A 15,831-nucleotide genomic window follows, 5' to 3' on the forward strand; every position below is an offset into this window, starting at 1 on the left:
TGGTATTTTTATTCATTTTGAGTATACAGCGGAAAAACAATTTCTAAAACAGTTCCATTAACATCTGAATCTATTGATAGGGTTCCTAAACACTCTTTAGTTCGATAGGCAATGTTTTGCAGTCCAATTCCTTTTTTAGCTTGATTTACTTTGAAACCCACGCCATTATCCGAAATTATAACATACAAATGATCTTCAAAAGCTTTGATTACAACTTTAATTTCGGTGGCTTTGGCGTACTTATTACAGTTTTGCAATGCTTCCTGAATAATTCGGTACACATTAATTTTTTTGGCATTATCTACCAATTCCCACTTAATTTTGCGATCAATTTTAACAACCAGGTGGCTTTGAAAATTCCGTTTTTGATCTTCAAATAATTTATCCAGTATGGCTACGAAGTTATTAATTAATTCCGACTTCTCTTTGTTCAAATCATGCGAAATTTCACGAATATCTTGTTCAATGACCTTAAGTTCTTGCAAATAAATATCTCGTTGTTTGGCCGCTTGTTCATCATTCATGCTATTCAAGCTATCCAAACTCATACGCAAACCAAACATTCGACTCAAAACTCCGTCGTGAAGTTCTTGTGCTACTCGCTTTTTTTCTTTTATACGAATAGCTTCAATTTGGTTTTGTTGCTGAATCATTAAGTTGTAAATCGATTCATTTGCTAATTGTTGCTGCTGTTTGAAAACCAATTCTCTATTTCGGATTTGTTGGGTTTTATACACATAAAAAAACAATCCTATTAAACACAAAACGGTAAAAATGTAAAACAAGGTTCTGTTTTGTAAATTCAGCGCCTCATTTTCATTAATAACCTGATCGGTTTCGTATTCAATTCGGGTAAATTTATCACCAATTACGCGTTCGGCTTTTTGCAAACTGTCGTTTATCCGAATGTATTCTTTAGAATAAGAAACTGCTTTTTTAGGTTCTAAAACCGAAAGCTGTTTTAAAGCCACCAAAACATTTCGTTCATTTTTAGAAGAACGTGCTGTTTTCAAGGCTTCTTTTAACAACACAATCCCTTTAGTATTTTCGTTTTGAGCCACGTAATATTCGGATAAATGCAATTTACTCACAATAATCCCTGCCGTTAAATTTAAACTATCTCTGATTTTTAACGCGTCATAATATAACTCAGGCAGATTTTGATTTTTTTGAAGTTTAAATTGGGCAAAAGCATAATTATCCAACAACATAGCATACAAGCTTGGTTTTTGGCTTTTTAAATTTATTTGCGAAAGTCCGTTGTTAAAAGCAGCTTCGGCATTTTCATAATCTTTTTTATTTAAATAAACCGCACCAATATTATTTAAAGAAGTTGCCTTTGATTGAAATTCAATTGGAATTACTTTGGGATCAATAGCTTTAATGGCTTTTTGATGAAATTCTAACGATTTGTCATACTCACCCATTTCATTATAAAGCACACCTAATAAATTATAAGCTTCGTACAAAATACCACTATCCTTATTCTTATTGGTTCTTAGAGCACTAAAAACATTCTTTTCTGCCCCGTAATAATCCCCTTCACTAAATTGTAATGAAGCCTTATTCAATTTAACTTGTGATAATCTTTTAATATCGTTTCTTAACGAATATATTTTTTCTGATTTAAAATAATAGATAAAAGCACTATCAGCTATAGATTGTTTTCGATAATAATCTCCCAAATAATCATAAGCCTTAGAAATTGCGGCTGAATCCTTTTTCACAATAGCCTCATCCAATACTAAATGCACCGTTTTCTTATATTTGTTCCAACTGCCCATATTATAATAGCGATTGGCAACTTTAAACAAATTAACACGATGTAGCGAATCATTAGGTTGATCAAGAATTACCTCTAATGCTTTTTGATTATAAATTTCTTTCTCGCTTAGGGACAAATTATATTTATTTGCTAATTCTAAATAAATACTAAGACTATCATCCGAAATACTAAAATCATCTTCTAAAGACTTTTTTTTAGTACAAGCAGCAAGCAAAATGAAAATTAAGAATAGATAAAAATTGGGATGTTTCAATCAAAATTCAATTAGATTCTTAAACAAAGTTAAGACATAAAAAAAGGCTATCAAAAAATTGATAGCCAAAGTATTATATTTTATAAATTTAATTAATCTACTTTACGATCTTGTCCGACAGATTGATTACCGTTAATATCAACTTTACGATCCTGACCTACAGATTGATTACCATTAATATCTACCTTGCGATCTTGTCCCACAGATTGATTACCATTAATATCGATTGAAGAAGTTGTATTTACTGCTAAATTTTTAGAAGTTACTTCTGGAGCAATTGAAGAAGTTAATACCATTACTGAAGCTAAAAGACCGATTGTTAAGAATGATTTTTTCATGATTTGTGGGTTTTATGTTTTAATATTTTTTTACTAATTTTTGACCTACTGTTTGTAAATATTGGTGTAAAACTAAAACCTAAATCACTATTTTTTGATACGAAAAAACCGCTTTATGGTACAATAACCTTTTACAATAGCGTGCGTATATTAATACTATGTAAAATGTTAAATTTTAAAATTCTATATAATTTTCGCCCGAAAAACGTGCAATAATCGTTTCAATATTAACGCGGTATGACTTTGAAAAAGGAATTTTCCGTGTGGTATTTCGCAAAGTACACAACTTACTGCCCGTGTGAATTCGGGATATAAAATTGCTGTTAATTAAAAAGCTATTGTGAATGCGATAAAACGGATCTTGTAATAAATTTTCAAAATGTTTTAACGTTTTAAAAGCGGTTATCATTTCGCCAGAAAGCAAATAAATATCAGTTGAATTATTATCGGCCTGAAAATACAGCACTTCTTCGGCGCGTAAATAACGATAATCTCCGTATGATTTGACACATAAAACCAACGCTTTATTAATCGAGTTGGTGCTTGATATAAAATCGGTATCACTTTCAACCAAAAGTCGGTTCGATTTTTGGGCAACCGCATCATGCCAATTGTCTCTGGTGATAGGAAGTATGGCTTTTATAAAATTATTTTTCTGAATCGGTTTTAACAAATAACCCGAAACATGATAATGTATGGCCTCAAATGCATGACTTTTTGAGCGAGACATTACAATTATTTTGGGCATAACCGTTAGGTATTTGTACAAAATGTTGATAAACGCTAACGACAGTCCGTTTTCTTTATTTTTAGAATCAATTCCTAACAGAATTAGTTTTGGTCGGTGTTCCAAAATTAAGTCCAATCCCTTTTGAGCATTTTCGGCTGCGGCAACAAATAGCAATTCCTGAAAATCATCGCCTATTTCCTTTATTTGCGCAACAGTTTCTGTACAATCGTCTACTATAACATACGTAATTCCGTTCATCGTAATTCTTCCAATTTAGAGATGAAATCCATAAAATTACAAGGAAATACAAAAAACGAACTATTTAATTCAAAAAAAATAATCAGACTTTAAACTATTTGTTTTTTTATCTCATTTCTTTTCTATTTTTACCCAAAAAACCTACTATGAAAAAAATTACTTTTATTACTTTATTCCTACTTTTTGTCAGCCCAGTCTTTTGCCAAACAAGCGAAGTAACAATTGCCAAAAAAAATGAGCTTAAACTAAATGCAGCTTTTTTGTTAGGCGGTGTATTTGAGGCTAGTTATGAACGAATTCTCAGTGAAGAATCTGCTTTTGGTGCATCCATTTACATACCACTAGAAACCGATTATGATCAATATACAAAATTCAATTTAACCCCATATTATCGTTATTATTTTGGAAAAAAAGTAGCTGCCGGATTTTTCTTTGAAGGTTTTGGCTCCTTAAACACCTATCAAGATTATTTTTATAATGAGAATTCCAATATAGAACATGTTACCAATACCGATTTTGCTTTGGGATTTGGAATTGGCTCTAAATGGATTACCAAAAAAGGGTTTTTATTTGAAATTAATGGCGGTTTAGGTCGCAATTTATTTAATAGTAAAGATACCGATTATCAATTGGTGGGCAGAGGTGGGATATCTGTGGGATATCGTTTTTAATAACGTAAAAAGCCAAACTCTTACAATTTTAGAGTTTGGCTTTTCTATTTTAATTTTTTCGAAAATTACATTTTCATCAACCAGTTTTTCATAGCAACTTCGCTTTCGATAATATTCTTTAATTCGGTTATGTTCACGCGATCTTGTTTCATGGTGTCTCTATGACGAATGGTAACCGTTTGGTCTTCCATTGTTTGATGATCAACCGTAATACAAAACGGAGTTCCTAGCGCATCTTGACGTCTGTAACGTCGGCCAACAGCATCTTTTTCATCATAAGACACATTAAAATCCCATTTTAAGTCGGCTATAATTTTATGTGCAATTTCGGGCAAACCATCTTTTTTTACCAAAGGTAAAATTGCTGCTTTGGTAGGAGCTAAAACGGCTGGAAGTTTTAAAACCGTTCTAGAAGAACCGTCTTCTAAAACCTCATCCTGTAACGAAGTAGCAAAAACGGCCAAGAACATTCTATCTAAACCAACGGAAGTTTCTACTACATACGGCACATAATTTTCGTTTAGTTCTGGGTCAAAATATTGTAATTTTCGACCAGAATATTGTTCGTGTGCCTTTAAATCAAAATCGGTTCTAGAGTGAATTCCTTCCAGTTCTTTAAATCCAAAAGGAAAATCGAATTCAATATCTGCTGCAGCATTTGCGTAATGCGCTAATTTTTCGTGATCATGAAAACGGTATTTGTTTTCACCCAAACCTAAAGACAAATGCCATTTTAAACGTGTTTCTTTCCAATGCTCGTACCATTTGATTTCTTCGCCTGGACGCACAAAAAATTGCATTTCCATTTGTTCAAATTCACGCATACGGAAAATAAATTGTCTGGCAACAATTTCATTTCTAAAGGCTTTACCGGTTTGCGCAATTCCAAAAGGTACTTTCATACGACCTGATTTTTGCACATTCAAAAAGTTTACAAAAATACCTTGAGCGGTTTCGGGACGCAAGTATAAATCCATTGCTGAATCGGCAGAAGCACCTAATTTGGTTCCAAACATCAAGTTAAACTGACGAACCTCTGTCCAATTTTTCGAACCAGACTCTGGACAAGCAATTTCCAGTTCTTCAATTAGTAGTTTAACATCCGCCAAATCTTCATTTTCGAGCGAACGCGCCATACGTTCTAAAATCGCTCTTTGCTTCGACTTGTATTCCATCACACGTGCATTGGTTGTCACAAACTCTTGTTCGTTAAATGCTTCACCAAAACGTGCTTTGGCTTTATCTATTTCTTTTTGCGCTTTTTGATTGAGTTTTTCAGCATAATCTTCAATCAAAACGTCGGCTCTATATCTTCTTTTCGAATCTTTATTATCAATCAAAGGGTCGTTAAAAGCATCTACGTGTCCCGAGGCTTTCCAAGTGGTAGGATGCATCAAAATTGCGGCGTCTAAGCCCACAATATTTTCATTCATCTGAACCATTGCTTTCCACCAATACTCGCGGATGTTCTTTTTCAATTCCACTCCGTTTTGTGCATAATCGTAAACTGCACTTAAACCATCGTATACTTCGCTCGACGGAAAAATAAACCCGTACTCTTTTGCGTGCGAAACTACATTCTTAAATATATCTTCTTGTTTTGCCATAGTGATGCAAAAATATAAAAAGTGTATTTAAAAAAAAGTAAATACATAAAGTTTGATTGATTGTTTGTGTTATTTTTATAGTCAAATTCTTTCAAATTATGTTAAAACAGTTACTCAACCTTTTTTTTCCTCCAATTTGTTGTGGTTGTCATGGATTTTTAAACGAAAACGAAGTGGTCATTTGTACGCATTGCCGACACGAAATGCCTTTAACCCAACATCATTTACGAAAAGAAAATGAAGCATTTAAAACGTTTTATGGAACAATCGACATACAACATGCTTCTGCTTTTCTGTCCTTCCATAAAAAAGGCATTGTACAAGAACTCATTCACCAACTGAAATATAAAAAACAAGAGGAAATTGGCCAAGTTTTAGGTTTTTGGTATGCCGAAGATTTAAAAAAAGTAACACCCGATATTCCTTTCGATACGGTGATTCCGGTGCCGCTTCATCCAAAAAAATTAAAAGAAAGAGGTTACAACCAAGTTGCACGTTTTGGAAAAGCATTGGCTGAAAGTTTGCAATTGGAATACAACGACCAAATTTTATATCGAAAAACCTATGCCAAAACCCAATCGAAAAAAAACCGTTTGGATCGACAAAAAGGCATAAAGGATGCTTTTGATGTTTACCTACGCGTTGAAAACCAAAACAAACATTTTATCCTTGTAGATGATGTTTTAACCACAGGTGCTACACTCGAAGCGTGTGCGCGCTCGTTACTTAAAATTCCCGGAGCCAAAATTAGCGTAGTTTGTATGGCAATGGCCACGACTAATTGACAATCATTTTTTTAGTTTTCTTACGATTTCCATCAAAAACGGTAACAAAATAAATACCCGAAGAAGCCCCAACTAATTGAATGTTTTGAACAAAATTGAGGGTGGGCTCAAATTTTTGTTCGTATACTTTTGAACCCGACTCGTTATAAACCAAAACTTGAATTTCATGAATGGAATCGCTTGAGAATTCGATCATAAAACTTCCATTATTGGGATTGGAATAAATAAGAAATTTATCTTTAGAAAATTCGGGGTTGGCCAAAGTGAAAACTTTGGTAGTCAACACTAACGAAGCCGAGTTTAGAACACCTACATCTGTTACAAATTGATCGCGAATCCCAAATGACCAAGTTCCTTGTGGCTCTTGATTTTTAAATGCTGCAAATGTAGCCGAAGGTTTAACGGTTTGCTTTGTTTTTAAATTACAATTTAAAGAAGTTCCCGAATCATTATAGCTTACATCTAAGGTGTTGTTCACGTTTTCACAACTTCTTTCAAACAAGGCAAGGCGACTTTTTTGCGGATTTTCGATATACGAATCTACATCCGATAAAAAAGTATGTGTTAAATTCATGTTTACTGCTACATCTACAATTAATTCTTCTTTATCTGACTTTGGAACATCAAAAGTAAGTACGGTATAATTTGCAACGCCATCGGGAATTTCTTTAGGAGCTGCAAAAGCATAAGTCTGCGTTTGCGTAGTCACATCATAGCCAATAGCAAACGATTTGCTATTTACAGCATAAAAAATATTTTGGGTGGGTTCGATTAAAAGTCGGCAATCTACACCTTTAATACCGGCTGGTACCGTAATGGTTTGTGAGCCATCATTAGGGGTATTTGAAACCAAAAGCGTATCGAAATTTTGCCCTCCATCGGTAGAAATTTTAATATTGACATTAGATGAACCTGCTAAAGTATTCGTATTATTTACATTCCATGTTATGGTTTGTTGACTTCCGTTAATCCAATTTTCGTTATCACCATTTTGAGAGGTAACCTCAAAGGGACCCATATTGGCATTTACGGTAACCACCATTTCATCGGTATTGGTTTGTGCATTTCCTTGCGAACCATTATCGCGAGCAGTTAAGGTAAAATGAAGCGTTCTGGCTACAGTCGCAACCGATTCCCACGTAGAAGTTAATTTTCCTGCTAACACATTCGCTGCGTTTGGCATGTATCGAATTGGCGTTGCAGAAGGAAGCACCGAACGAAACAAAGGCCCATCTACTTTAGTCGAAATGGCCGTACTTTGCGCTTTTGAAGTGGTTACCGCCGAATCATTTTGCTCCCAAACATACGTTACCGCTGGATTTTCGGAGCCGTTTGAAATCCCTTTTAACACAAAAGCAGTTCCTTTCGGAATCACATAATCTTCACCTGCGTTTACTGCAGGCAGATTAGAAGTAATATTCACATTGCCCAAACAAGTTTTGGTTGCCAGATTGTTTTGAATTTGTTCGATACTTTTGAAGGCAAAATAATCATCGGCATTGTCTTGCACATCATAATCGCCGGTAATTCCGGCATAACCCATAATTGTCGAACCACTTCCTGGCTCAACGCTAACACCCAAACCTTCAATATCATACGAATAGGTGTGATTGGCACCCAATTGATGCCCCATTTCATGTGCAACGAAATCAATATCAAATGTATCTCCTTCCGGTTTGTCATCGGCTGGCGAAGTAAAGGCACTTCCTTTTGCATTTCCATCCGAACTTGAAGTCGGATTTATACAAATACATCCTATACAACCGGCATCTCCTCCTCCTCCCGAAGCACCAAACAAATGCCCCATATCATAATTATCGTTACCAATAGTTTGGGTTAAAGTTTGTTGTAATTCCAAATGCCACGCCCCATTAACTCCTTGATTGGCGTTAGAGTAGGGATCGTTTGATGCATCGGTATACAATAACGCATCATTATTAGCAATCAGGATCAGTTGAACTGCCAAATCCCTATTATAAATTCCGTTAACTCGGGTTAAAGTTGCATTCATTCCTGCCAAAGCTCCTGCTTTCGTTCCGCCAAAATAAGCCGCATATTCTCCGGTACAAGACAAAGCCAAACGAACGGTTTTAAACTGTTTGGCACTCGAACTTACCTTGGCTGTTTGATTGGATAAGTTGTTCGTTTTTCCTTGATCTGTAGTACAAACCAATCCATTGTTTTGTGTGTTACTACCAAAAACGCGGTATATTTTTTCGCCTTGGGCAATTGCTTCAATAAAAGTAGCGTTACCCGAATTTTTTAAAGTCATGGTTTGAATACCAATCGGTGAAACACTAAAATAAATTTGACTGTTTTTATCGGTCGTTCCTATTCCGTAAAAAGATTGAATTTGCGGATATTTAGCTTGTAAGGCTTCATCGAAATTGGATGTTTTAGTTACCAAAAAAGACTCGAATTCGCCTTCGGTGTTCGGAAAAGAAAGTACAATTGTTTTCTTTGCTGTAGCGCTAGTTTCGGTTAGTGCTTTTAATTTTGTTTCTAATGCATTAGCATTGAATTCATACCATAATTCGTCTGAAACTTGCGAATTAATCGACTTATTGGTAAGCGCAATTTGATTTACTTTTTTCCAAATTAAATCTTCTTGAGCAGCAATTTGACACGCACAGAAAACGGCAAAAAACAAAAGTAATTTTTGATACATCCGAATAAATTTTAATATCAAAATTAAATCATTTTAAGCAAAGGTGCTACTTTAAAATGAACCAACGTTCTAATTAAATCGACCAACCCTAATTTTATAACCAAATTATACGGCATTTTGATAAAAATTAAGCAGCCGAAATGACCTGATTTGGATCAGATATCTTAAATTTGCAACATCTTAAAATTAATGCTTTGAAGCTCTTTCATTCTATCAACGATTTTCAATCGGCCAAAAAAACCATTCTAACATTAGGCACTTTTGATGGTGTACATGTTGGACATCGAAAGATTTTAGAAAAGCTTACTCAGAGTACCGAAAACGGAAAATATGAAAGTTTGGTTTTGACTTTCTTTCCGCATCCGCGAATGGTTTTACAAGAAAAATCCGAAATCAGATTGCTTAATACAATCGATGAAAAAACAGCTCTTTTGGAAGCGTCGGGCATTGAAAATTTAATAATTCATCCGTTTGATGAAACTTTTTCAAGACTTACCGCCGAAGACTTTGTAAAAACCATTTTAGTCGATCAATTTCAAATTCATAAAATAATAATTGGTTACGACCATCGTTTTGGACGCAATCGTACGGCTAACATTGACAATTTGATTGTTTTTGGAGCCGAATACGGGTTTGAAGTAGCGCAAATTTCGGCACAAGAAATTCAAGATGTTTCCGTTAGTTCTACCAAAATTAGGAACGCTTTGTTTGAAGGCGATATGGAATTAGCCAACGATTATTTGGGCTATTCCTATTTTATCACCGGAACAGTTGCCAAAGGAAAACAATTGGGACGCACGATTGGTTTTCCGACAGCCAACATCGAAATTAAAGAAGATTACAAACTTATTCCTAAAAATGGAGCTTATATTGTAAAATCTATTCTGAATGAAAAAACGGTTTATGGGATGATGAACATAGGTACGAACCCTACCATAGACAATGAAAACACTCAAAAAATAGAAGTTCATTTTCTTGATTTCAACGGAGATTTATACCATAAAGAGTTAAAAATTGAAATTTTACACTACCTACGAGCCGAAGAAAAATTTGATTCGGTTGACCATTTAAAAGCACAACTTCAAAAAGATTTAGAGGCAACACGAAATTTCATAATTTCAAACAAATAACTTAATCGGTTATTTTTCAGTAGTTTATAATTATTTTTTTTGTAAATTTATAGTTATCATTATTTCTTTATTTAACTATAACCATTAAAAAAAGCATTATGAAATTACCAAAAGAATTATACAACGGAATTTTAATATTTCTGGGTATAGCCGTGTATTTTTTGCTAATGGCCGTTTTAGGTCTTTCACATTTATTTTACCTTCGTTTATTGAACGTTTTATTCATTTTTTATGGCGTAAACAAAACCATACAGATGAATTTAAAAGAAGGCGAAACAAGTTTTATTTCAAACGCTGTCTCGGCCATGGCCACCTCGGTAGTCGGTGTTTCGTTAAGTGTTTTGGGCTTACTTATATATAGTTATGCCAAAGGAGGCGATGCTTATGTGGCTTCGCTTTCGGAAACATTTTTGTTTGGAGGCAACCCATCGGTACCTACCTATTGTATTTGTTTATTATTTGAAGGAATTGCCTCTTCGGTAATTGTGACCATGATGCTGATGCTCTATACGAATAACAAATACGTAGCTGATTAAAAATTTGAACTGACATTTAAGATTTAGTCCATTGGTACATTAGAAGTAATTAACTACTTTTGGGGCATCAAAAATAAGCATCCATGACTAGCACTAAACATAATTGGACAAAAGAAGAAATTATAGCCATTTACAACAAACCCTTAATGGATTTGCTTTACGAAGCTGCCACCATCCACCGTGTTAATCACGACCCGAATGTGGTTCAAGTTTCAACTTTGTTATCTATTAAAACTGGAGGATGCCCGGAAGATTGCGGTTATTGTCCACAAGCTGCCCGTTATCATACTGGTGTAGAAGGAAATGATTTGATGACCGTGAGCCAAGTGAAAGCACAAGCACTTCGTGCAAAATCTAGCGGTTCATCACGAGTTTGTATGGGAGCTGCTTGGAGAAATGTAAAAGATGGGCCTGAATTTGACCAAGTTTTAGAAATGGTTCGCACCATTAACAAACTCGATATGGAAGTTTGTTGCACACTTGGAATGTTAACCGAAAACCAAGCACAACGCTTGGCCGAGGCCGGATTATACGCTTACAATCATAATTTAGATACTTCAGAAGAATACTATAAAGAAGTGATTTCGACGCGTGGTTTTGAAGACCGTTTGCAAACAATTGACAACGTTCGCAAAACCAATGTAACCGTTTGCAGTGGCGGAATTATCGGAATGGGAGAAAGCATTGAAGACCGTGCCGGAATGTTAGTTGCATTATCTACTTTGAATCCTCAACCTGAATCGGTGCCAATTAATGCTTTGGTAGCGGTAGAAGGAACTCCAATGGAAGATGAGAAACCAGTTGAAATTTGGGAAATGATTCGTATGGTCGCTACCACTCGAATTGTAATGCCCGAAACACAAGTTCGCTTATCGGCTGGAAGAACGCAAATGAGTAGAGAAGGTCAAGCCATGTGCTTTTTTGCAGGCGCCAATTCTATTTTCGCAGGAGACAAGTTGTTAACCACGCCAAATCCTGATGTAAATGAAGACATGAAAATGTTTGAAATGTTAGGTTTAATTCCACAAAAACCATTTACAAAAGTTTCGCAACCAAAAACAGTTGAAGCCGAGCAATCACAATTTGTTCCATTGGGCGAAAAACCAAAATGGTCAAGACCAGGGCATACTATTGAACGAAATTTAGAAGCTTCTGTAAAATCAAAATAAGTTTACTAATCCGGTTGTTTTCAATCGGATTATTTTTTTAATTCAGTATCACTTTTTGTGTAACTACTTTATTGGTTTCTAATTTCATTTTACTTAGCACAACTGCAGGAAGTTTGGTTTTAAAATTCCAATTGTATTCGTTTGTATAAATTTCTTTTTTACAAAACAATAGTTTACCACTCAAATCATAAATAAAAACCTCCTTAATTGCTTCCTTTTCAGAAGAAAACCAGATTGATTTTTCTTTGCTATATACTACAATACTTTCCTTTTTTTCAATCTCATTTAAATTCAAATTAGACTGAAATCGCAATACAAATCGATCTGTAAAAGTTCCTTTACTGGTTTCAAAATTATAACTCCCCTTTTGAAGATTGTGTTCCCGATGCAATAGTTTATCTTCTAAAAAAACCGCATCTTGGTTCGAAAATCCTTCTAAATCATGAATAGTTATACTAAAAGCTCCTTCAATTTCCGAAGTATAACCCAGTTCAATTTCGTCGGAAAGAGTAAAAGGATGCTGCCTCCCTTGAATGGTATATTTTTTTTCGTTGGCAATAGAGAAAAAATTGATAAAGGTGTTACCGTTAAAACTTATCCCGTCATAATCATCGTCAAATTCGTTGGTAGCCCCAGGAACGTAACCTATCAAAAGTTGTTTAAAAGCACCTTGACTATTGGTTAAATCAAGCCATAACTTTACCGTATTATTTGTTGTTTTTGAAGTAATTTCCGTTCTTTTAAAAAACAAGTTATTCTGATTTTTAACTCGCATTTCATTCGAAAAAAATACGGTTCCGGGTGCTTTTGCCGAAACAAAAAAGCCTTGTCCCGAAGCAATTTTACCCGTTGGCACAACTCCCTTTGGCCCTGTAATAGTCGAGCCTGTTCTGTTGTAGAGAGCATAATCGGCAGCATTATAAACCTTAACATTTTGCTTGAGTTGTAATGGCGTATCGTGAGTCCATAAATAAATTGTACCAAATAAAAACGGATTTTTATCGAGAAATTCATTGGCACTGATAGCCGAAGGATACGGATTCCCAACCAAATGAAATCGATTGGCAACTGTAGTTTCTCCGAGAATAATTCCGTTATTCGGAATTCCTTCAAACTTTACCGGTTGTTCATAGGTTAGCGAATTGGCTTCAAAAGCTTTTTCGCCATTTGTATAATTTCCGGGTCTTGGAACGGTACAAATATATCCTTTACCAGGCTTCATAATTCCTGTCCAAAAAATCCAACCGTTATTCCAATAGTAATAATTGGTAGGATATGTATTTGGTGAAAGCGCTTTAAAATTTTGATTAGCAACTGGAGAAGACCAATACGTATAATCGAAATTTTTCATCGGTGTCGATTTTTTTTCGGCTATAATTTTACCCGAATTAACCACTTCATTATCGTCTTGGTACAAACTAGCTTTGTTTTGCAAAATTAAAGTTCCCAAACCTGATAAATCAAAATCCAGCGACAGTGTTTTTTCTTCGGCTATGGTAATTTTTTTTCCTTCAGCAATTTTACAAGAGCAAGCGTTGAGATTTTGCGATATTTGAAAATCTTGATTAAAAGTTAATTCCATGCCATCCGTAGCTGTTTGGTTGGACCAATTTCCATTATATTCAGAACTGTTTATACACAATCGCAATCGTGCAATTCGATGTTTGGCTTTTCCGGAAACCGAATTAAAATTACCGCCAATCATAAGTTTATTATCTGCTGTAAAGGCCATTGTGTACAAAGTTCCATTCAAATTTGCCGAAAACGATTCATCTATCTTTCCATCGCTTTTTAGACGTAGTAACCGAGAAACTTCTTTACTACTGTAAGTTCCGGTAAAAGTACCTCCTACTACTATTTTCCCATCTTTTTGAAGTATTATTGAACGTAAATCACCTTTACTAAAACCAGCACCAATACTAAAGGATGCATCCAGCGAACCATCGGAATTCAAACGGGCTATTTTTTTTTGGTTAAAACCCATATATGTTGTAAAAGAACCGCCCACAATTATTTTGCCATCGGGTTGTAAAGCAGCAGCATAAATATTATTACCAAAACCAGTCCCCACATTAAAGGAAGTATCGGTTGAACCGTTTTCGTTTAAGCGCACCATTCTAGAACTCGTAGCGTCGTTAAAGGTTCCAAATCTGCCCACAACAATTATTTTACCATCAGGTTGTATCAGGATTTCTTCAATAATTTTATCTGTGCCTAAACAATTAAATGAAGTATCCCTGCTTCCATCGCTATTTAACCGAATTATGTGATTAGCTGCTTCATTATTAAAAGAAGTAAAATTACCGCCAATTATAAATTTACCGTCACTTTGTCGGGCGATGCAATAAACGTGATTATTAAAACCTGTCCCAAAATGTATCGAATTATCAAGAGTTCCATCTGCGTTAATGGCTACTATTCTTCCGACATTGACTCCGTTATACGTTTTAAAAGCCCCTCCCACTAGTATTTTTTCATCCGGCAATTGCAACATAGCGCGAACCACATTATCTACACCTGAAGTTTTTGCATTGAAATTTGAATCCATTGTACCATCTTCCTCTAAACAAACCAAAGAAGTAGTCGAAGTGCCATTAAATTTCTTAAAACTCCCTCCTACCAAAACCTTTTTATCAGGTAAAGGAAGAACTCTGTAAACGGGCAAATTAAAACCTACATTCGGCGTTAAATAACCATCTTCAAGTGCGCCAAATTCGTTTATTTTGGTGACCCTGCCTTGGTTTAAACCGTCATAAGTTGTAAAATTACCTCCTAAATACCAAAACCCATTTTGATCATGTGCAATATCACTAAGAGCAGCGCTAGGCCCATCGGCAATGTCAAATTCTGATTTTATTTTACCATTGTCTTGAAGCATCAGCAATCTATTTACTTTGATGCCATCATAATTGCCGTTAAAACTACCGCCAACCAGAATATTACCATTTCCATCCAAAGCTATTTTATAAACAATTCCTTTATCAAAACCCGATCCTGATGCAAAACTGTTATCAATAGTTCCATCGATATTTAATCGGATTATCTTATTTGCAGCAATATTGTTATATGTCGTAAAATTACCGCCTACCAAGATTTTCCCATCGGGCTGTATCACTAAATCTTCAACTTCCTCATTAAAACCTGTTCCTATAGTAAAACTGTTATCAATGGTTCCATCAGAATGTAATCGAACCAATTTACTCTTGCTTTCCCCTGAAAAAGTATCAAAATTGCCGCCTAATAAAATTTTATTATCTGGCTGAATTGCTATTGCTTTAGTTAGAAGAGATGCGCCCTTCCCTATCAAAAAAGAGGTATCCAAAGTTCCATCGGGCAGTAATCGGGCAACTCTGTTAATCGAGGTTGTGTTAATTTTATCGAAACTTCCTACAATAATAATTTTTCCCTCGTTATCTTCAGCTAGAGAATAGATAATTCCTTTAACAATGTCACCTAATTTAGTTGAAAACGATTCATCTAAATTTCCGTTGGCATCAATTTTAACCAATTTCGAAACCGTTTTCCCATTGTAAGTCGTGAAATTGCCTCCAATTAGGGTATGTCCATTCGATAAAGGCAACATACAATAAACATTTTCATTAAAACCAGAACCCGATAAAAAAGAGGCATCAATTTGACCTTCGCTATCCAAACGACAAATTTTAGCGGCTGGTGTACCATTAAAATTGTTGAAATTTCCTCCCACCAACAATTTGTTATCGGAATATAACGATATGGCGTTTACGGTTCCATCAAAACCATCTCCTAAAAGTCCGTCGTCTTTGGTGTTAAAACGAATATCTAACTTACCTTGTTGCGCATAGATTATACTCAACGAAAAAAGTAAAACGAATAAAAAGTAATTGTTTTTCAATAGCAGATGTTTAATTTAATTTCAAA

At 35.0% G+C, this 15,831-nt stretch carries 11 protein-coding genes; 5 read left to right on the plus strand and 6 right to left on the minus strand.

All coding sequences use genetic code 11. From position 1 onward, the window contains the following. Positions 1-8: 8 nt before the first annotated feature. The 3 genes from I5M07_RS06195 to I5M07_RS06205 all read right to left on the minus strand — a co-directional run bounded on the left by I5M07_RS06195 (position 9) and on the right by I5M07_RS06205 (position 3,365). Positions 9-2,039 (minus strand): tetratricopeptide repeat-containing sensor histidine kinase, encoded by a 2,031-nt coding sequence (locus I5M07_RS06195; protein WP_200105350.1) that lies wholly within the window; start codon positions 2,037-2,039, stop codon positions 9-11. 92 nt (positions 2,040-2,131) lie between these two features. Further along, positions 2,132-2,377, minus strand: a complete 246-nt coding sequence (locus I5M07_RS06200) for a hypothetical protein (protein WP_200105351.1) — start codon at positions 2,375-2,377, stop codon at positions 2,132-2,134. Between the two features lie 175 nt (positions 2,378-2,552). Next, the gene (locus I5M07_RS06205; protein WP_200105352.1) at positions 2,553-3,365 is read right to left on the minus strand and encodes a LytR/AlgR family response regulator transcription factor; all 813 of its coding nucleotides are present in this window, start codon (positions 3,363-3,365) and stop codon (positions 2,553-2,555) included. A 146-nt stretch (positions 3,366-3,511) separates the two neighbouring features. Between I5M07_RS06205 and I5M07_RS06210 the strand changes: the two genes are divergently transcribed. Then, entirely contained in the window at positions 3,512-4,036 is a 525-nt protein-coding gene (locus I5M07_RS06210) for a DUF3575 domain-containing protein (RefSeq protein WP_200105353.1), read from the plus strand. Between the two features lie 65 nt (positions 4,037-4,101). Here the strand turns inward: I5M07_RS06210 and I5M07_RS06215 are convergent, their stop codons facing one another. Further along, positions 4,102-5,643 (minus strand): glycine--tRNA ligase, encoded by a 1,542-nt coding sequence (locus tag I5M07_RS06215; RefSeq protein ID WP_200105354.1) that lies wholly within the window; start codon positions 5,641-5,643, stop codon positions 4,102-4,104. A 98-nt stretch (positions 5,644-5,741) separates the two neighbouring features. Between I5M07_RS06215 and I5M07_RS06220 the strand changes: the two genes are divergently transcribed. Continuing rightward, positions 5,742-6,428 (plus strand): ComF family protein, encoded by a 687-nt coding sequence (locus I5M07_RS06220; RefSeq protein ID WP_200105355.1) that lies wholly within the window; start codon positions 5,742-5,744, stop codon positions 6,426-6,428. Here I5M07_RS06220 and I5M07_RS06225 read toward each other — a convergent pair. Further along, positions 6,421-9,096, minus strand: a complete 2,676-nt coding sequence (locus I5M07_RS06225) for a reprolysin-like metallopeptidase (protein WP_200105356.1) — start codon at positions 9,094-9,096, stop codon at positions 6,421-6,423. The genes I5M07_RS06220 and I5M07_RS06225 overlap by 8 nt on opposite strands. Positions 9,097-9,290: 194 nt before the next feature. Between I5M07_RS06225 and I5M07_RS06230 the strand changes: the two genes are divergently transcribed. The 3 genes from I5M07_RS06230 (at position 9,291) to bioB (ending at position 11,931) form a co-directional block, all read left to right on the plus strand. Further along, on the plus strand, positions 9,291-10,226 hold the full coding sequence (locus I5M07_RS06230; RefSeq protein ID WP_200105357.1) for a bifunctional riboflavin kinase/FAD synthetase: 936 nt from the start codon (positions 9,291-9,293) through the stop codon (positions 10,224-10,226). Between the two features lie 98 nt (positions 10,227-10,324). Further along, complete coding sequence (locus I5M07_RS06235) at positions 10,325-10,762, plus strand: hypothetical protein (RefSeq protein ID WP_200105358.1); 438 nt, start codon at positions 10,325-10,327, stop codon at positions 10,760-10,762. An 83-nt stretch (positions 10,763-10,845) separates the two neighbouring features. Then, positions 10,846-11,931 carry a biotin synthase BioB gene (gene bioB, locus I5M07_RS06240; protein ID WP_200105359.1) on the plus strand — a complete coding sequence of 362 codons (1,086 nt, stop codon included), beginning with the start codon at positions 10,846-10,848 and terminating at the stop codon, positions 11,929-11,931. Positions 11,932-11,968: 37 nt separating this feature from the next. Here the strand turns inward: bioB and I5M07_RS06245 are convergent, their stop codons facing one another. Further along, positions 11,969-15,805 carry a calcium-binding protein gene (locus tag I5M07_RS06245; RefSeq protein WP_200105360.1) on the minus strand — a complete coding sequence of 1,279 codons (3,837 nt, stop codon included), beginning with the start codon at positions 15,803-15,805 and terminating at the stop codon, positions 11,969-11,971. Between the last annotated feature and the right edge of the window lie 26 nt (positions 15,806-15,831).

The organism is Flavobacterium agrisoli, assembly GCF_016522065.1.
GTDB lineage: Bacteria > Bacteroidota > Bacteroidia > Flavobacteriales > Flavobacteriaceae > Flavobacterium > Flavobacterium agrisoli.

Coding starts and splice junctions, on each gene's coding strand:
- I5M07_RS06200 (WP_200105351.1), bottom strand. CDS start 2,377: ATGAAAAAATCATTCTTAACAATCGGTCTTTTAGCTTCAGTAATGGTA.
- I5M07_RS06205 (WP_200105352.1), bottom strand. CDS start 3,365: ATGAACGGAATTACGTATGTTATAGTAGACGATTGTACAGAAACTGTT.
- I5M07_RS06210 (WP_200105353.1), top strand. CDS start 3,512: ATGAAAAAAATTACTTTTATTACTTTATTCCTACTTTTTGTCAGCCCA.
- I5M07_RS06215 (WP_200105354.1), bottom strand. CDS start 5,643: ATGGCAAAACAAGAAGATATATTTAAGAATGTAGTTTCGCACGCAAAA.
- I5M07_RS06220 (WP_200105355.1), top strand. CDS start 5,742: ATGTTAAAACAGTTACTCAACCTTTTTTTTCCTCCAATTTGTTGTGGT.
- I5M07_RS06225 (WP_200105356.1), bottom strand. CDS start 9,096: ATGTATCAAAAATTACTTTTGTTTTTTGCCGTTTTCTGTGCGTGTCAA.
- I5M07_RS06235 (WP_200105358.1), top strand. CDS start 10,325: ATGAAATTACCAAAAGAATTATACAACGGAATTTTAATATTTCTGGGT.
- bioB (WP_200105359.1), top strand. CDS start 10,846: ATGACTAGCACTAAACATAATTGGACAAAAGAAGAAATTATAGCCATT.